Genomic DNA, 22,100 nt, shown 5'->3' on the forward strand with positions numbered 1-22,100 from the left:
GGCTTTCCAACCGTTGCCGGTTCGTCCGGTAGCGCCGCGGGCTGTGGCGCAGCTTGGTAGCGCACTTGACTGGGGGTCAAGTGGTCGCAGGTTCAAATCCTGTCAGCCCGACAAAGTTTTTGCAGGTCAAAGGCCTCGCGGTGGCTTGAATGGCGCCGTCTCTCTGCCGCATCCACCCGAGGACACCTTGATGGCGATAGCCGATGTCACTGCCTACGTGCACCTCAGCAGTGAGGACGTCGAGGAGATCGGCTACGAACTCGACGTGATCCGCCGCGACGTCGAGGAGTCGCTCGGACCGAAGGACTCGGCGTACATCCGGCGGGTGATCCATTTTCAGCGGGTGCTCGATGTCGCGGCGCGGCTGATGATCGCCGGGAGCCGGTCCAAGGCTGGCTGGGTCGCCGGCACGTGCGCGCTGGCGTACGCGAAGTCTATCGAGAACATGGAGCTCGGCCACAACATCTCCCACGGCCAGTGGGATTGGATGAACGACCCGGAAATCCACTCCAATACCTGGGAGTGGGACATGGTCGGGCATTCCGCGCAGTGGCGGTACTCGCACAACTATCGGCATCACGTCTACACCAACGTGTTCGGCATGGACGAGGACATCGGGTACCGCCTGCTACGAGTGACGACCGACCAGCCGTGGCGGTGGGCGTATCTGTTGACACCGCTCCGAAACCTGGTGCTCGCAGCGACGTTCGAATGGGGTATCGCCCTTCACGGCCTGCATTCGGAGCGGCTCCGGGACGAGACGCCAGGCGCTGTCACGGTGGAGAGGCGGAAATTTCTCGCCAAGAGCGCGCGCCAGTTGGGCAAAGACTATGTGTTCTTCCCGGCGCTGGGCCTGCGCCGGTGGCGTCGCACGCTGGCGGCCAATGTCAGCGCGAATGTGCTCCGGAACCTGTGGGTGTACGTGAACATCATTTGCGGGCACATCCCCGACGGGGCCGAGACATTCGACCCCGCGGTGGTCAAGGACGAAACTCGCGGCGAATGGTATCTGCGACAAATTCTTGGGACCGCGAACTTCAACGCAAACCCGCTGCTGGCTTTCTCGGGTGGGCACCTGTGCTACCAGATCGAGCATCACCTGTTCCCTGATCTGCCGAGCAACCGGTTGCCTGAAGTAAGCGTCCGGGTGCGGGAACTGTGCGAGAAGTACGACTTGCCCTACAACACCGCATCGCTTCCGCGCCAGTACTTTCGGACGCAAAGGATCATCCACGGGCTGGCGGTGCCTGACTGGCTGCTGCGCGTGGGGCGGCGGCGCGGTTAGTAGACGACTGCTTTGTTTCCTAGCGGCAGATCCAGCTTTGGGAGACAACGTAATTGCGTGCGACTTGGGACTGGGACCGGCCTTCGATTCGGACTGCGGTGATGACCAGACGAGCCTTCGACACCAGCTGAAACTGGCCGATCGGGCTATGCCGATGTCTTGAGACACGCTATTCGCATGTCATGAAACATCACACTGTCAGCCTGACAGTGTGATGTCGCAGGACATACGAATAGTCCCGGACCTACTTTAGGTCCGGGATTTTTCGTTTTTGGGGGCATCAGCAGCGGCCAGCTGAGGCCGGGTCAGCAGGCGCTGACGTGGACCCAGGTGTTGTTGACCGCCGCTGTCCCGGTGAACGAATCGACCAGTGCCGGATCATGCAGGTCATTCACATTCGCGCCGGGCAGGGTGTTGGCATGGCGCCAGCCGGTGTTCGTGTGGCCCCAGCCGTGGGGCACTGCGACGGTGCCTGACCGGATGTCGTCGCTGATGTCCAGCGGCAGCTCGATGGACCCGACGGCAGAGGTGACCTGAACCATGTCGCCTTGGGCGAGTCGGCGAGCATCGGCATCGGCTGGATGCATCAGCACCGTGCACTTGTTGGACCCGCTGGTCATCGATGGCACGTTGTGCAGCCACGAGTTGTTGCTGCGCAATTGCCGCCGCCCGATGAGCTGCAAATCGAACTCGCGGTCGGACTCCTCGGCGGCAGTGTCGAGCAGCCGACGGGCGGCTGCGAGGAACTCGGCAGGCGCCAGCGCAACCTTGCGGTCGTCTGTGGCGATCACCTTGTCCAGCCGCGGTTCGAGCGGGCCTAGGTCGAGGCCACCTGCGCTGGAGCGTAGGTCTTTCATCGTCTTTCCCTTGCGGCCCTTGCGGATTCGGCCGTAGGGTCCCGTCGCCAGCGCAACTGCGGCCATCCGCAATGGGTTGGCGAACTGGATCAGCGGGCTGCGGAGCGGTGCGGTCAGCTGCCGCAGCGGAGCCGGGAGCAACTCGAAGGTCAGGCGACTGAGAATCTCCCAGTCCTCCAGCGCACCGGCGGGCGGGTCGAAGGACCGGTGTTGATAGCGAATGTTGTTGCGCACGCTGAAGATCGTGGTCAGCAATCCGACGTCTTCGCGCTCCAGCGGCGACACCGGCGGCAGGATGAAGTCCGCGTGCCGGGTGGTCTCGGTGACGTACATGTCCACCGCCACATACAGATCCAGCGATGCCAGCGCCTGGGCCAGCCGGCCCTTCTGGGGGATCGAGGACACGGGATTGCCGGCGTAGGTGATCATGGCCCGGATCTGGCCGTCGCCGGGGGTCAGGATTTCGTCGGCCATCGCGACGGCGGGCAGCTCGGCGCGGAAGGACTTGTAGCGGCCGGACCGGTCGGTCCACGCTCCGTGTCCGACCGGGACATGTTTGGCCATCCGCGGCAGGTCGATGATCGGGGTGGAGAACATGGTGCCGCCGGCACGGTCCAAGTTGCCGGTGACGGTGTTGAGCACCATGACCAGCCAGCTCACCAGGGTTCCGGTCTGCTGCTGGCAGATCCCGATCCGGGCGTAGATGGCCGCCGATTCAGCGGCCGCGTGCTCGCGGGCCAGGGTGCGAATCGTCTCGGCGTCCACACCGGCGCGCTGCGCGACGGCCTCCGGGGTGGCGTCGGCGACCAAGTTGACAAGCTCCTGTCGACCGGTCGCCAACTGGTCGAGAGTAGCTGTGTCGCAGAGGCTTTCGTTGAGCAGGACGTGCAGCATGCCCAGTAGTAGGTACACGTCCCCGCCGGGACGCACCGACACATGCTGATCGGCCATCCGGGCGGTCTCGGTCCGGCGCGGGTCGATGACGACGACTTTCCCGCCGCGCTCGCGGATCGCTTTGATTCGGCGTTTGGCGCCCGGCATGATCGACAACGAACCGTTCGACACCGCGGGATTGGCGCCGATGATCACCAGCCGCTGGGTGCGGTCGATGTCGGTGATCGGCACCAGCACGTTGGAGCCGAAAACCCGCCACGCCGCGTACTCGTGAGGCATCTGGTCGATCGTGGACGCCGAGAAGAAGTTGGGCGTGAGCAAGGCTGCCCGCAGCATCAGGCCGTAGAACGCGCCGGAACTGTGCGCTGCCGGGTTCCCCAGGTACATCCCGAGCGATCGTGATCCGTGCTCGCTGCGGATGCGACGCAGCCGGGCTCCGATCTCGGTGAACGCCTCGTCCCAGCCGACCGGCTCGAAGCTGTCACCTACCCGGCGCATCGGGGTGCGCAACCTGTCCGGATCGTGGTGCAGGGCTCCCATGGCCGTGGCTTTCGGACAGATGTAGCCCTTCGAGAAGACGTCGTCGGGATTGCCCTCGATGCGGCTGACCTTGCCGCCGGTGACCGCGACATGGATGCCGCAGTGCGCTTCGCACAGCGTGCACTGGCTGACGTACGTGGCGCTTGCCGTTTCGTCCGCACTGCCGCGTACTCCGGGCATGGGCATGTCAAGGGCTGTCATCAGGCCTCCAAGACGTTCTGGTCACGTGCGTGACCAGACTAGCCTCGGCGGTGCACTCCAGGCCAGAGCCTGCCGAACGTTGGTCTGCCGTTAACGTCCACGGGACACGGTGGGCATCGGCAGCTCCGCTATCAAGAGCCTGCGTGCTCGGCTGCTGCCAGGACGTGTTCAACCGTGGCGACTACGAGATCGGTGCTCTGCCCGATCAATTCGTCCCGTCCGATCGCCAGCTCGCCGGCGAGCCAGGCCGTCGTGGTCGCCGCGCGGTGACCGTCGCCGATAAGGCGACCGAACTCGGTGGAACCTCGGGGGAGAACACCTACCCGGTGTCGCCTGCGACGTCCGTCCTCGGCCAGCGGGACGCGCAGCTTTTCCAGCGGGTGCGGCGTACTCAGAACGTCTAGCCTGGCGCCATGACCGTGAACTCGAAGGTTTCGCGCTCCTGGCTCCTCGTCAATCCGTCCCGCGAACCTGACCTCGGGGCAGTCCTGGCGACCACGAGCTGTGACGAGGTGATCCTGGACCTCGAGGATGCCGTCGCCCCCGATGAGAAAGAGGTGGCTCGGGAGCGGGTCATCGACTTCCTGAACGGCGGGGCGCAGGCATGGGTCCGGGTCAACGACGCGTCGAGTGATTTCTGGTCTGCCGACTGCCGTGCCCTGGCGGAGTGCCGCGGGGTGAAGGGCGTCGTGCTGGCCAAGACCGAGGGCGGAAACCACATGTGGGACACCGCGAACCGGCTCGGCGGCGAGTCGCGGGTGATCGCGTTGATCGAAACGGCGCGCGGGCTGGCGCGCGTGCACGACATCGCAGCGGCGCGACCGTGCTTCCGCATCGCGTTCGGCGTCAACGACTACACGCTGGACATCGGGGTCGAGCAGGATCCGTTGGCGCTGGCCTACAGCCGCTCGCAGTTGGTCATTGCATCGCGTGCGGCGCACATCCCTGGCCCGATCGACGGGCCGACCCGCGATCCCGATCAGCTGGCCGAGGGCGTGGCGCTCACCCGGCAGATGGGTATGACGGGCAAGCTCGCGTTGCGCTCGTCCGATGCCGAGGTCATCAACGCCGGACTGAGTCCGTCCGAATCAGACATCAGCTGGGCGCGCGAGTTCGTCGAGCAGTTCAACGCTCGCGGCGGAAAACCGAAGGACGGCAGCGACTTACCGCGATTGAACCGCGCCCGCATCATTCTCGAGAAGGCGCGCCAACTCCGGCTGATACCGGGCTGAACGTCCGCGGGGGAGTGCAGCGTCAGGTCAGCGGTACCCAGCCCCGCGGATCGACATCCGTGGGCACGGCGCGCACGTAGAAGCAGTTGCTGAAGCCCATTGCGCCTTCGCAATGGTTGAAGATGCCGTTTCCGTCGGCTTGCCCGTCGCAGTATCCGCCCCAGGGGGTGTTGATGCACTGTCCTGGTGTGGCGTGAGCTACGCCGATGGGGCTGAACGCGAGCGCGGCGGCGGCGATTGCCAGTGCGATTTTCATCAGCCCATCCCTCCTTCTGTCATGAGGTTTGTTCTGTCGCGAGGCGTTGGCGGGTGCCTTCGCCACGCCCATAAATTCCGATGGTAGGCCGAGTTCTCGCACGCTGGCACCGGTATGTGTGCAGGCAAACAGCCGTCCCAGTGGATTTCCGAAACCGGCGTGGCGCATGAGGTAGATGGGGATTTTGTGCTCGGCAGCGGTGGTCAATCGCGTACGCCACCACTAGGTTTCGACGCGGCGGCGGGTGCTGGCGCGATGAGTTACACCTTCGGTCGCACCGACCGCCACGACCTATGCGGAACCCGCTACGGCAGGGTCGCGTACGTTCCTAGAGAATTACCGCCAAGAACCCGACGCAGCACTCGACGAAAGCCATCATGTCTCAGGATCAGAACAACGACGTTCCACCGAACCACCTCTCCATCGATCCGCGCAGTCCCTTCTATAACGAAGAGGCGCTCATCCGCGGCGTGGGTATTCGCTTCAACGGCGCGGAGAAGACCAACGTGTACGAATACGACGTCGCCGAGGGCTGGGTGCGGGTGGAAGTCCCGACCGCCAAGGATCGCCGCGGAAATCCGATGGTCGTCAAGCTCAACGGCACGGTCGAACCCTATTTCCGTACCTAGCACACAGCCGAACCTTGGTGGATACCTCTGCTGCGCCCACGATCACCGCGGCGGTGCCCGGCTCCTTCGAGTGGGATGTGTTCCACGGGCGTCATCCGAAGCTGATTCGTCAGGTCCTGGACTCCACGCCGTACACCCCGGCCGAAGAGGCGAAGCTGCAGCAGCTACTCGTCGAGAGCACCACCGGTGTCATCGAGCCGCTGCCCCAGACGGCTCATGACCGAGCGGATTGGCTCGCCTGGGGCGAGCAGATGTACGGACGCCCGTGGGGTGAGGTGCCGTTCCTCTGGAGCGAAAGCTACTTCTACCGCCGATTGCTCGGGGCTGTCGGCTACTTCGGGGCCGGCGCCTGGCGTGGCATCGACCCGTTCGCCCCGGTCAAGAACGCAGAGCTCACGGGGCCAGAGGTCGACCAGGAGCTCAATGTCTTCGCCGACGTGGCGGACGCGTCGGAGGATCAGCAGCACCAGGCGCTGCTGGTCGCCGCACTGTGGGGTAACCGCGCCGATCTCAGCTTCCAACTCCAGCTGAACACCGCTGCCGCAGAAGCACAGTCGGAGGGCATCCTCGTCGACGACAGCGCGCTGCTGTGGTCTGCGCTGACATCGCAGGACAACCCGATCGTCTGCGTGGTCGCCGACAACGCCGGACGCGAGCTGCTGGCGGATCTCGTCCTGGCCGACAGTCTGCTCGCTCAGCGGTTGGCCGCCGAGATCGTGCTGTACGTCAAGCCGCACCCCTACTACGTGTCGGATGCGACCATGGCCGACGTCCTGGCTGTCGTCGAGCGCTTGAGGGCCGACTCACGTGCCCAGATCGGCCGGATCGGTGACCGGCTCTGGGACGCCGTGCGCACCGGCCGACTCAAGGTGCGCACCCACAAGTTCTTTTGTGCGCCTTTGGCATTCCACGAGATGCCCGACGACCTCGCGGCGGAATTCGCGACCGCCACGATGACGGTGATGAAAGGCGATCTCAACTATCGGCGCCTCGTCGGAGACCGATACTGGCCCGCCACAACACCGTTCGGCCAAACCGTCGACTATTTCCCGTCCCCGGTCACGGCACTACGGACGCTGAAGTCGGAAGTTGTCGTCGGTCTTGCGCCTGAGCAACTCACAGGACTCGATGCCAGTGGCCAGCGATGGCGGACCACCGGTGAGTACGCGCTGATCCAAGCCCGCGTGGACTAGCGCACCGCATACGCTGGCCGATGTGATCGAGGACCAGAACACGGACGACGACGGCGACCTGCAGATCAGCGGCCCGGTGCAACTTCGTCGCGAACGCTGCGCGACCACGACCGCCGACCAGCGCCTGCTGGACCGGCGCGGTCCCACCGATTGGGTGCACACCGATCCGTGGCGCGTGATGCGTATCCAGGGCGAGTTCGTCGACGGCTTCGACGATCTCTCGGAGATGCCGAGGGCGGTAACGGTTTTCGGCTCTGCTCGCACGACGCCCCACTCGCCCGAATACCGCCTGAGTGAAGAATTGGGCGTCGCCCTGGTGCGCGCCGGCTACGCGGTGATCACCGGGGGCGGCCCGGGTGCGATGGAGGCGGCAAACCGTGGGGCCAGCGAGTCCGGCGGCTATTCGGTCGGTCTGGGCATCGAGCTGCCGTTCGAACAGCGCCTCAACCACTGGGTCGATCTCGGGATCAACTTCCGCTACTTCTTCGTGCGCAAGACCATGTTCGTCAAATACGCGCAGGCGTTCGTGTGCCTGCCTGGCGGATTCGGCACTCTGGACGAACTGTTCGAAGCCTTGACGCTCGTCCAGACCCGCAAGGTCACCGCCTTTCCGATCATTCTGTTGGGCGTCGATTACTGGTCGGGCCTGATCGACTGGATTCGCAACACGATGCTGGCCGAGGGAAAGATCTCCGAATCCGACCTCGACCTGATCCACTGCACCGACAGCGTCGCAGAGGCCATCGACATCATTGTCGCGTCAGCGCGGTAGCCGGTCCGTCTTCACTCGCGTTTCGCCTCATAGCGCAGTAGGACCGTGCCGCACGGAAAGGTGCGGTTCTCCAACAGGCCCAACGAGATCCATGACGGCAACGCCGGGAAGAACGGCGTGCCACCGCCGACTGCGGTGGGCACGAGCACGATCCGGTACTCGTCCACCAGCCCGGCTTGCACGACGGGCGCGGCGAGCGTCGCACCGGCCACCTCCAGATTGCCGTCGGTCTCGGCTTTCAGCTTCCTGACCACCTCGACGGGGTCGCGGCGTTCCAGACGGGAGTTCCAGTCGACGGAGTCCAGGGTGCGCGAAAACACGACCTTCGGCATGTTCCGCCAGATGCGGGCGAAGTCGACGATCATCGGCTCGGCGTCAGGGTCGGCGTCAGCGGTGGGCCAGTACGCGGACATCAGCTCGTAGAGTCGCCGGCCGTAGAACGCCAGGGCCGTCTCCCGCTCGAAGTCATTCCAGTACTGGTGCAGTTCCTCGCTCGGTTCGGACCAGTCGATACTGCCTTGCGCGTCGGCGATGTACCCGTCGACCGACACATTGAAGCCATAGATGAGTCTGCCCATGTAGATCAGACTGCACCCGAGCGCAAGATTCATCGGTCAGGGCGGCATCCGTGACACTCGCCGGCCGCGGCGCGTAGCGCCGGGATGTTGAGCACACCAGGGAGATAACCGGCTGCGCTGGTTTCGGGCATGCCTCTGATCACCCGTGCTCGGCCGCGCCAATCGCGCCGTTCAGGCGGCGCGGCAACGCCCGCCTACCGGAGGGACTCGGCGCGCTTCTTGACGCCGTCGGTCATGCCGCCGAAGCCCTTCTTCAGGGCGCGGCCCATGATGCCGGCGACGATCGGTGACACGGGCCCGAACAGCTGGAAGTGCGAGTCGTAGCGGGTGCGGCCGTCGGGCAGCGGTGTCAGGCGGTGCGAGCGCTCGCTGCGGAGCAGCCCCAGCGGGGCGGGCTTCATGTTGTAGCTGAACTCGACGCCCGGGGTGAAGGTGTTGATGAATTCGCGCTGCTTCTTGGGCGGACCGATCAGCACCACCTTCATGTCGATCGGGCTGCCGGGCTCGAACGTCGACGAGCACTCGGTGACGAAGGGGTTCCACTCGCCGTAGCTGGCCCCGTCGGTGAGCACCTGCCAGACCACCTCGGCCGGTGCGTCGATCTCTACTGACCTGTCAATCGCGAAACTCACAGACACACCGTACGGGAGGCGGTGAACACCTCGCGACAACTGTCCACTGATCGCGCTGATTGGAGCCATCCACCGGGACCTCGGCACCGAATCACTTTTGACGACCACACCAAACGGGAAGGCGCGATGTGCTGAATCAAATGCGGACGTTCACTACGCAAGTGCTGAGCCCCGTGACGTCGACGGTAGGGATTCGGAGCGGGATCGAAGAGCCGTCATACGAAGCGGAGCCGTTGGCCCGCGGAGTGCAGATTCGCCGGTACGGGCGGCGAATCGCCGCGCAAACCACGGTGCACGGAGACGAGGAAGACGCACGCAGTGCCGGGTTCCGCAGATTGGCCGCATACATCTTCGGCGCCAACCACCGGGGCGATCGAATTGCGATGACGGCGCCGGTCGGGCAACTCCAGCGCAGCGATACCAGTTGGAAAATCGCGATGACCGCGCCGGTGGAGCAGCAAGGCAGTCCGGCCGGCGGTTGGGTTGTCCGGTTCTTCATGCCGGCCGGATCGACGCTGGAGTCGTTGCCGGTACCGGATGACGAGCGCGTCGAGCTGGTGCCGGTTCCAGCGGAAACCGTTGCCGTGCTGCGCTTCAGTGGTGATCGCGGCGCCGACAGCATCGCCCGGCACACTGATCACCTGCGCGAGACGCTCCGCGACTACGGATTCGCCGCCGAAGGCGAACCGTCGGCCTGGTTCTACGACCCGCCGTGGACCCTGCCGTGCCGACGCCGCAACGAGATCGCGATTCCCGTTGAGAGCTGACCGCGCTGCCGTCCGCCCGATCGACAACGTCCGCAACTCACCGCACAGGAGCCTCAGACCATGAAACCGAAGACGATCGCCGCCACCGCCGCCGCTGTTCTCGCCACTGCCATTGCGGGAGGGGCGGCATCGGGCCCGGCCGTCGCCTCGCCGTGGTACGCGCGCTTGCGCAAGCCGAGCTATCAGCCGCCGCGGCAGGCGTTCCCCATCGTCTGGCCGCTGCTGTACGCGGACATCGCTGTCGTGTCCGCCGACACGCTCGACCGCTTGAGCGACGCGGAAGACACGCGAGCCGCCCGCCGTTTCGGTACCGCACTCGCGATCAATCTGGGGCTCAACGCCAGCTGGTCGTGGATCTTCTTCAACCGCCACCGGCTCGGGGCGGCGGCACTGACCGCGGCCGCACTGACGGTCAGCAGTGCCGACCTGACGCGTCGCGCCCTCGCGGTACGGCAACAGCGCGCGGCGCCCCTGGCCGCCTATCCGGCCTGGTGCGCTTTCGCGACCGCACTGTCGACGCACATCTGGTGGCTCAACCGGCGCCGCTGACGTAGCCGCAGTCGCTAGGCGGCGCGGGTCCGCTCCTTCTGCGCTTCGGCCGCGATGTTCTTGATCATGCCCGTGAAGATGATGCCGTGGAACGGCATCAGGGCATACCAATACAGCCGTCCGGCAAGGCCTTTCGGAAAGAAGATGGCGCGCTGGTGGAGATGGGTGGTGTCCCCGCGGGCTTGCAGCTCCCATTGCAGCCAGGCTTTGCCCGGGGCGCGCATCTCGGCGCGCAGCCGCAGCAGATGTGGCCGTTCGATGCGCTCGACGCGCCAGAAATCGAGGGCGTCACCGGTGTAGAGGGTGTTCGGGTTGCGCCGGCCCCGCGCCAAGCCGACACCCCCGGTCAGTACATCGAGCCACCCGCGGATGGTCCAGGCGAGCGGAAACGAGTACCAACCGCGTTCACCGCCGATGCCTTCGACGACCCGCCACACCTGCTCGATGACGGCGTCAGAGTCGAGGCTGCGGTCGTCGGTGTAGATCACATCGCCGGTCCAGCTGGGATCCGACGGCAGCGGATCGGCGGGCGCGCCGGTCGGCGAAGCGTTGGCCCACGTGGTTTCGACTTCGCCGTTCTTGATCCGGCGCAGCGCCAGTCTGACCGCTTCGCGGTATCCGGTGGTGCCGCCGGGCGGGGGCGGGATCACCGCATCGATATCGTGCTCGGCGACCACCGCGTCGGTGCTCAGGGACTCGATGAGGGCGCGGCCGATCTGCGGTGGCACCGGGGTCACCAGCCCGATCCACAACCCGGCGAGTTTGGGGGTGAGGACGGGCAGGACGAGGATTCGGCGTTTGGCCAGTCCGGCGACGTCGGCGTAGATCTGCATCATCTCGCCGTAGCGCAGAACGTCGGGTCCGCCGATGTCGTAGGTGCGGGAGCGCGGCAGGTCGGTGGTGGCGGCGGCCAGCAGGTAGTAGAGGACGTCGCGGATGGCGATCGGCTGGATGCGGTTGTTGACCCAGCGCGGCGTTGTCATCACGGGTAGCCGGTTGGTCAGGTGGCGGATCATCTCGAAGGAGGCCGAACCCGAACCGATGACGACGCCGGCCTGCAGCACGAAAGTCGGGACACCGGAATTGATGAGAATCTCTCCGACCTGGCTGCGGGACCGCAGGTGGGGAGAGAGCCGATCAGATTCGGTGTGCAGGCCGCTCAGGTAGACGATGCGTGTGACGTTGGCGCCGCGCGCCGCGGACGCCAGATTCTCCGCGCTGCAGCGTTCGGCTTCGGTGAATTCGCCGTGGTTACCCATCGAGTGCACCAGGTAGTAGATGACGTCGATGTCGCGGCACGCGTCGCCGAGGGTGTCCGCATCGGTGAGGTCACCGCGCACCACCTCCACGTCAGCCGCCCAGGGCACGTCACTGATCTTGTCCGGGTTGCGCGCCAGTACACGCACGTGGTGGCCGGCTTCGATGACGCGTGGCACCAGACGCCCGCCGATGTATCCGGTGGCCCCGGTCACCAGTACGCGCAGCGACGGTGTGGGTTGATTCACGTCGGTCACAGACTCTCCTTGGCTACGGCTTCACGCTGACTGTCAGGACAGTTCCCGAAAATGCCCTTCACTACCCAGTGATTCGGAGACCTGCCGTGCGCGGATGCCCGGCAGATTGGTTTGGTCCGAACGCGGACGGGGCATTCGGGGCGAACATGCCGTATGCGCGGTGTCCGTCTGGGAAAGGTCTGACCACGTGACGATCGATTACGACAGCCTGCAACAGCTGGTTGGTACGCCGCAGCAGGTCCATGAATTCATCTGCACCCGTTGCATTCACGTTCGCCAGCTCAGCGATCTGGCAGCTGATCGATCGCAGCGTCGCATCTGTCGCGAGTGCGCGTGACCAGGATCGACTGAGCGGCCGAGTCACCCGGTCCGCGCTAGCCTGGCGACCATGTCCAGCACGTTCTTCGACAACCCGGTCGCGCGCGCCCTCAACAAGGCAGCGGTCGGTCTGACCACCGTTCCCGTCGTCGGCGGCATCGTCGGCCGCAGTCTGGTCGAGATCCGCTACACGGGTCGCAAGTCGGGGCGCCGCTTCCAGACGCCCGTGAACTTCCGGCTGTCCGGTGCTGACGTCGTCATCAGGGTGATGTCACCGGACTCCAAGAGCTGGTGGCGCAACTTTCTCGGCGACGGCGGCCCCATCACGCTGCTCAACTTCCGTGGCACCGACCGCGCCGGGCATGCGATCTCGACGCGTGACGACAAGGGCCGGGTGACGGTGCGGGTACAGCTCGACTGAGCGTCAATCCGCGGCGGAAATGGCATGATCCGGGTGTCGACATCCGCAGGAGGCGAGAACGTGCCGCTGGCTCACCGTGAGGCCAAAGCGAGGGCGTCCGTTGCCTGACGAGCTGAGGGTCGTCGATCTCGCTGATGTCCCGGGCTCCGCCGGGCCGGCGATCGGGATCGGAGACCCGGCCGGCGATGACGCCGAGGTCTGGTTGCAGCAGGCGACTTTCACGCTGGTCGACCGTCCGTGCGCGGACCGCAGGACCGTGCAGGTGCCCGATGTCGACGCGGCGCTGGCACAGATCAGCGAACGCGTCGCGTCCTGGCCGCAGACAGCCGCCGTGTGCGACGACGTGCTGCGGGCGTTCGACCCGGCAGCGCCGACGTTCGCCGGGCTGACCACCGAATCGCTGGCATATTCGACGTTGCAGTCCGGCCGGGAGTTCACCCGCTGGCTGGCCGAGCGCGGCCCGAAAACCGTTCCGCTGCTCCCGGATCCGGTGGTGTCGCACCGCGACGGTGACACTCTGCACGTGGCGTTCAACCGTCCGCAGCGGCACAACGCGTTCTCGACCGATGCGCGGGCTGCGCTGCTGGAGGCGCTGGAGGTCGCTCGCCTGGACACCTCGGTGACCGCTCTGGTGCTCACCGGGAACGGTCCGTCCTTCTGCAGCGGCGGAGACCTCGCCGAATTCGGGACGTTCGACGATCCGGCCTCGGCGCACCTTGCGCGCACGCGCTTCAGCCCGGCCCTGGTGCTCGACGAGATCACCGCGCGACTGGGCACGGCGTGCCAGGCCGTCGTGCACGGTCAGGTGCTGGGCAGCGGACTGGAGATGGCCGCGTTCTGCGGGCACGTCACCTGTCACCCGGGGACGCCACCCTCGGCCTGCCGGAGCTGACGCTGGGACTGATCCCCGGCGCCGGTGGCACCGTGAGCATCACCCGGCGGATCGGCCGTTGGCGCACAGCGTATTTGGTGCTGTCCGGGGCGACGATCGACGCGACGACAGCGCGGGACTGGGGCTTGGTCGATGCGGTTCGTGCGTGAGTGAGGCGGTACGGGACTGGTCGGCCAGCGGGCTGGCCGCGCTGACAGGCGTGCCCGATGGCCCGCCGGACGTCAGTCGAGCTGCGGTGTTGAGTCGGGCTCGGGCGGTCGCGTCCGTGCTGTCGGGGCAACTCGGCATCGCGGTCGATGCTGCGGAACTCCTCGCGGGACGGGCCGCGTTGTCAAGGCTGCACCGGCAGGGACGGATCAGCGCCGGGGGCGCCACGCGGCTTGTCGCCGGCCGGGACGGCTGGTTCGCCCTGACGCTGGCGCGGCTCGATGATGTCGCTGCGGTGCCGGCGCTGCTCGAATCCGATGTGCCGGTTGATCACCTGTGGCCGGCGCTCATCGAGTGGGCCGGTCGCCGTCAGGTCGCCGATGTCGCCGAGCGCGCGCGTCTGCTCGGACTTCCTGTCGGCGTGCTGGGGGAGACCGCTGCCGCCGCGCCGGTGGTGCGTCGGCACGGCAATCGAAACCCTTTCCAGGGCCACGGCCGGTTGCTCGTGGCCGACCTGTCCTCGATGTGGGCCGGCCCGCTGTGTGGGCAGTTGCTGGCCCGGGCCGGCGCGACGGTGATCAAGGTGGAGAGCCCGTCGCGGCCGGATGGCACCCGGCAGGGCGAACGACGATTCTTCGACTGGATGAATGCCGGAAAGCTCTGCTACGCCGCTGATTTCGGCAAGCCCGAGGAACTGCGACAGTTGTTGTCCGTGGCCGATGTGGTGATCGAATCGTCGCGCCCGGACGCACTCGTGCATCGGGGCCTGGGGCCGGAAGATGTCCCGGCGCGGGCTGGCCGGGTGTGGCTGCGGATCACCGGCCACGGTACGGAAGGGGCCCACGCCCACTGGGTGGGGTTCGGTGACGATGCCGCGGTATCCGGTGGTCTGGTCGGGTCCGACCCGGCGGGCTCGGGGCCGGTGTTCTGCGGTGACGCTATCGCTGACCCGCTGACGGGGTTGCACGCTGCGCTGGCCGTGACTGATTCGCTGCGGCGCGGCGGTGGTGAAGTCGTCGAGGTGGCGCTGGCGGCTGTGGCGGCCGAGTACGCCGCGCTACCGCTGACAGCCAGTGACGGCGTTGATCCACCGGCCGATCCGGCGGCGCCGGTGTTGACGTCACGGGCGGGCGAGCTGGGTGTGGACAACGCGCGGGTCCGGGACCTCGTGTGGGAAAGGGCTTCTGGGGCATGCTGATTCAACGGGCCGCGCTGCTCGACGGCCGCACCGTCGATATCCGGCTGGGCCGGCGGGTCGAGGCCATGGCAGACGGTCTGCAGCCGATGGCGGGGGAGGACGTGCTCGATGCGGCCGGCGGCACCGCCATCCCGGGACTGCATGACCATCACGTGCACTTGCGTTCGGCGGCAGCGGCATTGACGTCGGTTCGGGTCGGCCCGGGCGAGGTGCGCAGCCGCGACGCGCTGCGTGCGGTCCTGGCGCGGGCCGACGTGGGCGTGGACGGTTGGATTCGGGCCGTCGGCTATCACGAGGCTGTTGCGGGCCCGCTGGATCGCGCTGTGCTGGACGAGGTGTCGCCGAATGTGCCGGTACGCGTCCAGCACCGCAGCGGCGTGCTGTGGACGCTGAACTCCGCGGGGTTGGCGGCCGTCCGCCTGCCCGACCACCCCGACGGCCGGCTGCGCAGTGCGGACCCTGGCTGGACGCATGCGTTGCAGCGCAACGACGCCGGGCTCGGCGAGATCAGCCGGCGCCTCTCGGCGTTCGGGGTCACCGGTGTCACGGACGCGACCCCCGATCTCACCGCCGAGGATGTGCTGGACTTCGCCGAAGCGCAACGACACGGTGAACTTTGTCAGCGTGTCGAAGTCCTGGCACCGGCCAAGCGCATCCTGCACGACGACGATCTGGATCTCGACGCGCTGGCCGATTGGATCACGGCGCGGCACCACCAGGGCGGAATCGTTGCGCTGCACTGTGTTACGGCCATGCAGCTGGTTGTCACGATTGCCGCGCTGCGGCAGGCAGGGTCACGCGCCGGCGACCGCATCGAGCACGGCGCCGTCATCCCCGACGACTGTCTGGCGGACCTGCGTGAACTCGGCGTGCTGGTGGTGACCCAGCCGAACTTCGTCGCCGAACGCGGCGAGCAGTACCTCACCGACGTGCCCGCGGACGAGCATTGCCGGCTGTGGCGCGTGGCATCGCTGTGTGGCGCGCAGATACCCGTCGCACTGTCGACCGACATGCCGTTCGGGGACGCCGACCCCTGGGCGGCGATGCGTGCCGCGGTGCACCGCAGCACGCCCTCCGGCAGCGTGCTCGGAGCGAAGGAAAGCATCGACGCCGCAACGGCATTGGCGATGTTCCTCGGCGCACCCGAGCAGCCGCATGTGCCCCGGCAACTGGCAGTGGGCATGCCGGCGGACGTGTGCCTGCTGGCAGCCCCACCGCGAGACGTCCTGGCTACGCTGGACGCCTCGCTGGTGGCCGCCACCGTCTACGACGGCGCGGTGGTGTACCGGGCCGGCTAGTGCACCGGCTGCAGCATGTCGTCGTCGAGCGTCCGGTTCAGCAGGTCCTGGCGGGCTTCGACGTACTGCGTCTTCAAGGTCTCCACCAGTTGCGCGACGGTGAGACGTTCCTTGATGCTGCCCACGCCCTGCCCGGCACCCCAGATGTCCTTCCACGCCTTCGCGTCGGTGTTGCCGCCGGAGCCGAAGTTCATTGCCGAGGCGTCGGATTCGGGCAGGTTGTCGGGATCAAGGCCCTGGGCGACGATGCTGCCGCGGAGGTAGTTGCCGTGCACGCCGGTGAACAGGTTGCTGTAGACGATCTCCGAAGCGGTGGAGTCGACGATCATCTGCTTGTATTCGGGCACCGCGTTGGCTTCGTCGGTGGACAGGAAAGCCGAACCGACATAGGCGAAGTCGGCTCCCGCGGCGAGCGCCGCAAGAATGGACCGGCCATGGGCGATGGCGCCCGACAGCAGCAGCGGACCGTCGAACCACTCGCGGATTTCGCGGACCAGGGCGAAGGGGGACTGGGTGCCGGCATGGCCGCCGGCACCGGCCGCTACGGCGATGATGCCGTCGGCGCCCTTGTCGATGGCCTTGTGCGCGAACTCATTGTTGATGATGTCGTGCAGGACGATGCCGCCGTAGGAGTGCACCGCGTCGTTGATCTCGGGCCGTGCGCCGAGCGAGGTGATCACGATCGGCACCTTGTGCTCGACGATGACGCCCATGTCGTGTTCGAGCCGGTCGTTGGACCGGTGCACGATCTGGTTGACGGCGAACGGCGCGACGATGGCGTCGGGATTGGCGAGGGCGTAGGCGGCGTTCGACTCCTCGATCTCATCCAGCCAATCACCCAGCAGGCTGGAGGGCCGGGCGTTCAGCGCGGGGAACGAGCCGATGACACCGGCCTGGCACTCCGCCTTCACCAGTTCGGGCCCCGAGCACAGGAACAACGGCGACGCGACCACCGGCAGGGACAGGCGCTGTGCGAGGACGGGAGGCAGACCCATGGTGATAGCCCTTCGAATCGGAAACCGTGGTTGTTCAGGACTTTAGCTGCGCCACCTTGGTTATGCAACTAGTGGCATAATCAGGAGTGGGTGACCCGGCGGCGAGTTGAGAACGGTGTTCGAACACGTTGGCAATTCGTCGGATTTGGGCAGTGTTCGGCGGCCGGCCAGTTTATCGTCGTGGCTTTATGCAACAGATTGGATAACGGTTGTGACAGGACCCTTGCCGCCGCGTTCCGCCGGCGGAAACTCCACGACACCTACGATCACGCCATGTCGCTGCAATTCGCCATCCTGACCGCGCTCACGGAGCGGGCATCGACCGGTATCGAACTCACCCGCCGGTTCGACCGGGCATTCGGCTACTTCTGGCCGGCGACCCACCAGCAGATCTATCGCGAACTCGACAAGCTCAAGACCTCCGGGCTGGCCGAGGCCTCGACTCCCGACCGCCCCGAGCGCGGCCAGCCCAAACGATTCAGCATCACGCCGTCCGGCCGGCGTGCTCTCAGCGAATGGCTTGGCGGCATTGATGATCCCGCGCCGGAGCGCATGGCCATCGCGGTGCGCGTCCGTGCTGCCGCGGCACTCGGCGAGACCGGGGCCGTGCGCGGCGTGATCGCCCACCACCTCGCAGCGCATGAAGCGATGTTGGCCAACTACCGCGAGATCGATGCCCGTGATTTCGCGGCCCCGGTCGCCGATGCCGACGTGTTACGCCACCTCGTGTTGAAGGCGGGGTTGCGTACCGAGCAGGCCTGGGTGGACTGGTGCCGCGAGGCGCTGGACGTACTGGACAGGCTCACGTCGTCCGCCGACCGGACCTGAGGGCTACGCCGCCGGCTTCTGCCAGACCAGTAGGTAACGCCAGAAGAGCAGGCGCCGCACCTGGGCGCAGGGAAGCAGCTCCGCGGTCTGTGCGGCGACCTGGCGCGTCGTCAGTCGTGGATCCAGGACCACCGGCATCACGTCGTGATCGGGCGTCTTCGCGAACCCGGTGCCGATTTTCAGCAGCCGTTCCGCGCGAAATCGGACACCGAGCGCGCGATGTGCGAGTGCCGCCGCGAGCTCATGCGGCCACTCCCGGCGCAGATCGGTCCGAGGCAGCGCGATCGCCGCGAGGACACCGCCGGGCCGCAGTGCCGCGGCCAGCTGCGCCAGCACCGTGTCGAGCGGCATGTGGTGCAGTGCGCTGATGGACACGATCGCGTCGTAGTCGCTCGCCGGCAGCCCGTCGGTGAGGACGTCGGCCTGGACGCAGTTCACATTCGTCGGGGTCCGGCGCCGGGCTTCGGTGATCATCGCGGCCGAGCGGTCGACCGCGTCGACGTGGCCGCAGCGCTGGGCGAGCTGAACGGCGAATCCGCCGGCTCCGCAGCCGACGTCCAGGACACGTCGGCAGCCCGGCGGCACGTGCCGCAGCAGCAGGTGCTGGTAGTAGGCGTTGTGGTCCCAGTCGAGCATGCTCCGAGCGTTGGCCACGCCGGCGTCACACCCGCGCGGTGACCCGAACCGGGATGGGACCTTTCGCAACCGTCGTGTACGGCGATTCGAGCGGGAAGTCGTCGTGCATCGACTCGATACGGTTCGACCGCACGATGGTGGCCAGTGCCAGCGTCGTCACCAGCATGGCGAAATGCTCACCGATGCAGGACCGCGGGCCCGCGGCGAACGGGATGAACTGCCACCGGTCGCGGGTCTTGGCGTTCTCCGGGCCGAACCGGTCGGGGTTGAAGGCCAGCGGGTGGTCCCACAACGTCGGATCCCGGTGCACGGCACTGATGCCGATGGCCACGATGCTGCCGGCTTCGACGCGGTGGCCGTCCACCACCATGTCCTGCAGCGCCGTCCGGCCCACACCGGCGGCCGGCGGGCATAGCCGCAGCGACTCGTTGAGCACCTGGGCGGTGTAGGTGAGGCGGGAAACGTCGTCGGGTGTCAGCTCTCGGTCACCGATCGCGGCGACCTCGGCGGCAACCCGGTCCTGCAGCTCGGGATTCCGCCCGAGTTGCCACAAGGCGTACGTCAGCGTCGTCGCCGTCGTGTCGTGGCCCGCCAGCATGAAGATGAGCAGATCGTTGCAGATGTCGTCGTCGGACAGCTTCCGGCCGGTGTCGGGATCCGAGGCCGCCAGCAGCGCCTTGACCAGCGGCGCATCGCGGTCCGGGTTCGCACGGCAGTCCCGCAGGACGGCCATGGTCATCTTGCGCATCCGGGCGACGGCAGCACGTGCGCGACGGCGTCCCGGCGTCGGGAGCCACTTCGGCGCCTTGACCGGCCGCAGGGCGCGGTCGGCCGTGTAGCGCGAGGCCACGTGCATGTTCTCGGCGATGGTGTTGCTGTGCTCGTTGATGTCGAGACCGAGAATCGAGTAGCCGAGGGAGCGCATCGCAAGCCGGCGGCACTCGGTGTCGAGGTCGACGTCGCGAGCGTCACGCCAGCGGTCGGCGATCGACTGCGCGGCCTGCGACATGTGCCCGCCGAACCGGTCGACGTGCTGCTTGGTGAACACCGGCTGCAGGGCGCGCCGGCGCGGCGGCCAGGCGCTGTTGGGCAGGACGAAGAGATTGTCGCCGACCACGTTGCGCACTTCTTCGTGGATCGTGGAGCGCTCGGCGAGGTTGTCGGTGCGGCCCAGCACGTCGCGGATCCCGGCGGGGGAGGTGACGAGCACGATGGGCGGCGCGACGCGCTTGGGTACGACGGCGATGCGGCTGATGGGCCCGCCGGCCTGGCTCAGCGTGACCAGCCCGGTGTGCAGTTGCCGGGTGGCGAACAACTGCCTGAACGGCAGCGGATTCTTCGGCGCGAGCGGCAGCGTGCCCACGTCGCGGGCCTCGATGGTTGCAGTCATGTCAATAAAGAATTATGCCGCGCCGGGTGCGTGTGGTCGAGAGGTTCGAGTGACTTTTGGCCATAGCACCGGGCAGTCGGCGTCCGTACCGTTGAAAGTGTCGGAATTGCACCTTCGTCTGGAGCGGACCCCATGACCGAGTTATCTCCTCGCCCTTACATTTTGGTTGGCATCGATGGCTCGCGGTCATCGTTGGAAGCGCTGCTCTGGGCCATCGGTGAGGCACAGCTGCGTAATCTGCCATTGCGGCTGGTGCACGCCGTCGACTACGGCAATTTCGTCATGGGCTTCAACCCGGGCGCCTCGGAGAGCTTCTTCAAGTTCGTGGAGACGTCGGGCCAGAACTTCCTCAACGAAGCCAGGGAGCGGGTCCAGGCTCTCGCGCCCGAGGTGGAGGTGTCCGTCCACAACCTCGTCGGCCGCCCGGCACAGTTGTTGGAGGAACAGTCGAAAGACGCCTTCCTCACCGTCGTCGGTTCCAGTGGGCTGCATGGAATCACCGGGCTGCTGGCCGGGTCGGTGGCGGTGTCACTGACCGCGCACGGCCACAGCCCCGTTGTCGTGGTCCGTGCCCCGGGCCAACATGCCGGCGGACCCGTCGTCGTGGGCATCAGCGGTGCGCCCGACAGCGAGGAGGCGATCGGCTGGGCCTTCCAGGAGGCGTCGCTGCGCGGCGCGAAACTGCTCGCCGTTCTGGTATCGAGTTATGTCCCAGCCTATTTCGACTACGTCGAACCCACGTGGGAAGAGCTGCCGGGGCCGGCCCGAGAGGACCAGCAGGCGATGCTGCTGGCCGAACGGTTGGCCGGTTGGCAGGAGAAGTTCCCCGAAGTCACGGTCCGCCGCGTGGTCGCTGCCGGTCACCCCGGGCACGTCCTGCTGGGCTACGCGCAACGCGCGCAGTTGATCGTCACCGGAACCCGCGGACACGGAAACGCGGCCGGGTGGTTCCTGGGGTCGACGAGTCACCGGCTGGTTCAGCATGCCGAGTGTCCGGTGCTGGTTGCCCGCCCACAGGCTCGGTAGTCAGACCGTTCACAGGGCAGGTGGCCGTTCGCGGCCACCTGCCCTGACGCTCTTCATGGCCGAGCGACGAGCACAGATGGGTTGTCGGCGTTGGAGTCGGCGTGCGAGCCGACGATCTTCACGAGCTCAGCGGCTTCGTGGGCGCCGACAACGACCAGGCTGATCGGTTCGGGCGTCGTCCGGAGGAATCGCATGAAACTGGTCGCGACGGGCACGGTCGAGATGTAGACGTCGGGGTAGAGGTCGTGCCACACCGCACAACGACGCAGCAACTCCTGGCGGGCGCTCATCCCGGTCTCGGGCGGACACACGCCGACCGCGAGAATGGGGCGTCCACGTAATTGCGCCTCGGCGACCGCCGCGACCAGCACGTCGTGATTCTCTTCCCGGTCATTGACCTCGACAACGATCGACCCGGCCGGGAACCGTCGGCGCGGTGCGTAACTGCGGACCACGGCGGCCGGGCACTCCGCGCCCTCGGCCACACCTGCCGCGGTCGATCCCAGGAGCGCTTTTGCGAAGCGGCCGATCCCGACGGAGCCGACGCACACCATGGCAGCGTGGCGGGATTCGCTGATCAACACCGCCGTTGGGTCGCCCACTACGACGGCGGTCTCGATCTTGACCTGCGCGGCGGTGTCGTCGATGGCCGCATGCGCGGCGCGCAGACAGGTCCTGGCGTATTCGATGGTCATCCGATCCGAGCGCTGCGGGCCTTGCACGCAGCTCACCAGCCGTAGCGGCACATCGCGGACGATGGCCTCGCCGACCGCCCAGTGAGCGGCGTACACGGCAGCTGTCGAGCCGTCTATGCCAACCACGACGCAGTCACCATTGTGGGTCTCGATCATCTTGTCTCCCGGAGCTTTTGGCGTGCTCCGCAGTGGTCTTCCTGGGCGTGCGGAACCGTAGATGTGTCATCGAATCCTCACGCGGGCAAGCCTTCGGGGTCGAGGGCATAAAGGCCCTGGGGCCGCCGCATGAGTCACCACGGGTCGACGGCCCGAGCCGATGGCAACTGTTCACTCGACGAGTGACTTTCGGCCATAGTC

The 22,100-nt window shown here is 66.8% G+C and carries 23 protein-coding genes, 1 tRNA gene and 1 pseudogene; 16 read left to right on the forward strand and 9 right to left on the reverse strand.

Annotation, left to right across the window (positions count from 1 at the left end):
- Positions 1–37: 37 nt before the first annotated feature.
- Positions 38–111 (forward strand) — tRNA-Pro (locus G6N46_RS02115).
- A 79-nt stretch (positions 112–190) separates the two neighbouring features.
- Entirely contained in the window at positions 191–1,285 is a 1,095-nt protein-coding gene (locus tag G6N46_RS02120) for a fatty acid desaturase family protein (protein WP_138249490.1), read from the forward strand.
- 305 nt (positions 1,286–1,590) lie between these two features.
- Here G6N46_RS02120 and G6N46_RS02125 read toward each other — a convergent pair whose 3' ends face one another.
- On the reverse strand, positions 1,591–3,777 hold the full coding sequence (locus G6N46_RS02125; protein ID WP_138249489.1) for a molybdopterin-dependent oxidoreductase: 2,187 nt from the start codon (positions 3,775–3,777) through the stop codon (positions 1,591–1,593).
- A 143-nt stretch (positions 3,778–3,920) separates the two neighbouring features.
- Between G6N46_RS02125 and G6N46_RS02130 the strand changes: the two genes are divergently transcribed.
- Together G6N46_RS02130 and G6N46_RS02135 are read left to right on the forward strand one after the other, a co-directional pair.
- Positions 3,921–4,181 (forward strand): hypothetical protein, encoded by a 261-nt coding sequence (locus G6N46_RS02130; protein ID WP_138249488.1) that lies wholly within the window; start codon positions 3,921–3,923, stop codon positions 4,179–4,181.
- A 9-nt stretch (positions 4,182–4,190) separates the two neighbouring features.
- A complete protein-coding gene (locus tag G6N46_RS02135) occupies positions 4,191–5,009 on the forward strand; it encodes an HpcH/HpaI aldolase/citrate lyase family protein (RefSeq protein ID WP_163692542.1) in 819 nt (272 codons plus the stop codon).
- Between the two features lie 22 nt (positions 5,010–5,031).
- Here G6N46_RS02135 and G6N46_RS02140 read toward each other — a convergent pair whose 3' ends face one another.
- Positions 5,032–5,472, reverse strand: coding sequence for a hypothetical protein (locus tag G6N46_RS02140; protein WP_138249487.1), 441 nt, complete (start codon positions 5,470–5,472; stop codon positions 5,032–5,034).
- A gap of 170 nt (positions 5,473–5,642) precedes the next feature.
- On the opposite strand from G6N46_RS02140, the gene G6N46_RS02145 reads away from it, so the two are divergent.
- Genes G6N46_RS02145 through G6N46_RS02155 form a run of 3 tightly spaced genes read left to right on the forward strand, consistent with a single transcriptional unit; the run spans position 5,643 to position 7,859 of the window.
- Positions 5,643–5,894, forward strand: a complete 252-nt coding sequence (locus tag G6N46_RS02145) for a DUF3297 family protein (RefSeq protein ID WP_138249486.1) — start codon at positions 5,643–5,645, stop codon at positions 5,892–5,894.
- A 17-nt stretch (positions 5,895–5,911) separates the two neighbouring features.
- Complete coding sequence (locus tag G6N46_RS02150; protein ID WP_138249485.1) at positions 5,912–7,087, forward strand: damage-control phosphatase ARMT1 family protein; 1,176 nt, start codon at positions 5,912–5,914, stop codon at positions 7,085–7,087.
- A gap of 25 nt (positions 7,088–7,112) precedes the next feature.
- Positions 7,113–7,859, forward strand: coding sequence for an LOG family protein (locus tag G6N46_RS02155; protein WP_138249579.1), 747 nt, complete (start codon positions 7,113–7,115; stop codon positions 7,857–7,859).
- An 11-nt stretch (positions 7,860–7,870) separates the two neighbouring features.
- Here the strand turns inward: G6N46_RS02155 and G6N46_RS02160 are convergent, their stop codons facing one another.
- Both G6N46_RS02160 and G6N46_RS02165 read right to left on the reverse strand, forming a co-directional pair.
- Positions 7,871–8,437, reverse strand: coding sequence for a dihydrofolate reductase family protein (locus tag G6N46_RS02160; protein ID WP_138249484.1), 567 nt, complete (start codon positions 8,435–8,437; stop codon positions 7,871–7,873).
- A gap of 194 nt (positions 8,438–8,631) precedes the next feature.
- A complete protein-coding gene (locus tag G6N46_RS02165; protein ID WP_061007185.1) occupies positions 8,632–9,069 on the reverse strand; it encodes an SRPBCC domain-containing protein in 438 nt (145 codons plus the stop codon).
- A 140-nt stretch (positions 9,070–9,209) separates the two neighbouring features.
- On the opposite strand from G6N46_RS02165, the gene G6N46_RS02170 reads away from it, so the two are divergent.
- Complete coding sequence (locus tag G6N46_RS02170) at positions 9,210–9,836, forward strand: SOUL family heme-binding protein (RefSeq protein ID WP_138249483.1); 627 nt, start codon at positions 9,210–9,212, stop codon at positions 9,834–9,836.
- A 60-nt stretch (positions 9,837–9,896) separates the two neighbouring features.
- Complete coding sequence (locus tag G6N46_RS02175) at positions 9,897–10,385, forward strand: TspO/MBR family protein (protein WP_138249482.1); 489 nt, start codon at positions 9,897–9,899, stop codon at positions 10,383–10,385.
- Positions 10,386–10,399: 14 nt separating this feature from the next.
- Here G6N46_RS02175 and G6N46_RS02180 read toward each other — a convergent pair whose 3' ends face one another.
- Positions 10,400–11,899, reverse strand: coding sequence for an SDR family oxidoreductase (locus tag G6N46_RS02180; protein WP_234880678.1), 1,500 nt, complete (start codon positions 11,897–11,899; stop codon positions 10,400–10,402).
- Between the two features lie 187 nt (positions 11,900–12,086).
- Here G6N46_RS02180 and G6N46_RS02185 point away from each other — a divergent pair, with 187 nt between their 5' ends.
- From G6N46_RS02185 to G6N46_RS02205, 5 genes and pseudogenes are all read left to right on the forward strand, one after another.
- Positions 12,087–12,236 carry a DUF4193 family protein gene (locus G6N46_RS02185; protein ID WP_163692546.1) on the forward strand — a complete coding sequence of 50 codons (150 nt, stop codon included), beginning with the start codon at positions 12,087–12,089 and terminating at the stop codon, positions 12,234–12,236.
- A 51-nt stretch (positions 12,237–12,287) separates the two neighbouring features.
- A complete protein-coding gene (locus tag G6N46_RS02190) occupies positions 12,288–12,638 on the forward strand; it encodes a hypothetical protein (RefSeq protein ID WP_138249480.1) in 351 nt (116 codons plus the stop codon).
- 112 nt (positions 12,639–12,750) lie between these two features.
- A pseudogene (locus tag G6N46_RS02195) lies at positions 12,751–13,679 on the forward strand (enoyl-CoA hydratase/isomerase family protein).
- Entirely contained in the window at positions 13,676–14,875 is a 1,200-nt protein-coding gene (locus tag G6N46_RS02200; RefSeq protein ID WP_138249479.1) for a CoA transferase, read from the forward strand. The pseudogene G6N46_RS02195 and the gene G6N46_RS02200 overlap by 4 nt, the downstream one beginning before the upstream one ends.
- Complete coding sequence (locus tag G6N46_RS02205) at positions 14,869–16,173, forward strand: amidohydrolase family protein (protein ID WP_138249478.1); 1,305 nt, start codon at positions 14,869–14,871, stop codon at positions 16,171–16,173. Before G6N46_RS02200 ends, G6N46_RS02205 begins: the two co-directional genes overlap by 7 nt.
- Here the strand turns inward: G6N46_RS02205 and G6N46_RS02210 are convergent.
- Positions 16,170–17,168 (reverse strand): NAD(P)H-dependent flavin oxidoreductase, encoded by a 999-nt coding sequence (locus G6N46_RS02210; RefSeq protein WP_138249477.1) that lies wholly within the window; start codon positions 17,166–17,168, stop codon positions 16,170–16,172. The genes G6N46_RS02205 and G6N46_RS02210 overlap by 4 nt on opposite strands.
- Before the next feature lie 273 nt (positions 17,169–17,441).
- Between G6N46_RS02210 and G6N46_RS02215 the strand changes: the two genes are divergently transcribed.
- Positions 17,442–17,996 (forward strand): PadR family transcriptional regulator, encoded by a 555-nt coding sequence (locus tag G6N46_RS02215; RefSeq protein WP_138249476.1) that lies wholly within the window; start codon positions 17,442–17,444, stop codon positions 17,994–17,996.
- Between the two features lie 3 nt (positions 17,997–17,999).
- On the opposite strand, the gene G6N46_RS02220 is transcribed toward G6N46_RS02215, so the two are convergent.
- Entirely contained in the window at positions 18,000–18,632 is a 633-nt protein-coding gene (locus G6N46_RS02220; RefSeq protein ID WP_138249475.1) for a class I SAM-dependent methyltransferase, read from the reverse strand.
- Positions 18,633–18,657: 25 nt separating this feature from the next.
- Positions 18,658–20,022: a cytochrome P450 gene (locus G6N46_RS02225; RefSeq protein WP_138249474.1), complete on the reverse strand. Its 1,365-nt coding sequence runs from the start codon at positions 20,020–20,022 to the stop codon at positions 18,658–18,660.
- A gap of 132 nt (positions 20,023–20,154) precedes the next feature.
- Here G6N46_RS02225 and G6N46_RS02230 point away from each other — a divergent pair, with 132 nt between their 5' ends.
- A complete protein-coding gene (locus G6N46_RS02230; protein ID WP_163692548.1) occupies positions 20,155–21,048 on the forward strand; it encodes a universal stress protein in 894 nt (297 codons plus the stop codon).
- A 53-nt stretch (positions 21,049–21,101) separates the two neighbouring features.
- Here the strand turns inward: G6N46_RS02230 and G6N46_RS02235 are convergent, their stop codons facing one another.
- Positions 21,102–21,899: a universal stress protein gene (locus G6N46_RS02235; protein ID WP_138249472.1), complete on the reverse strand. Its 798-nt coding sequence runs from the start codon at positions 21,897–21,899 to the stop codon at positions 21,102–21,104.
- Positions 21,900–22,100 lie beyond the last annotated feature (201 nt).

Origin of the sequence: Mycolicibacterium phocaicum (assembly GCF_010731115.1) — a bacterium.
In the GTDB taxonomy this organism is placed as follows: domain Bacteria; phylum Actinomycetota; class Actinomycetes; order Mycobacteriales; family Mycobacteriaceae; genus Mycobacterium; species Mycobacterium phocaicum.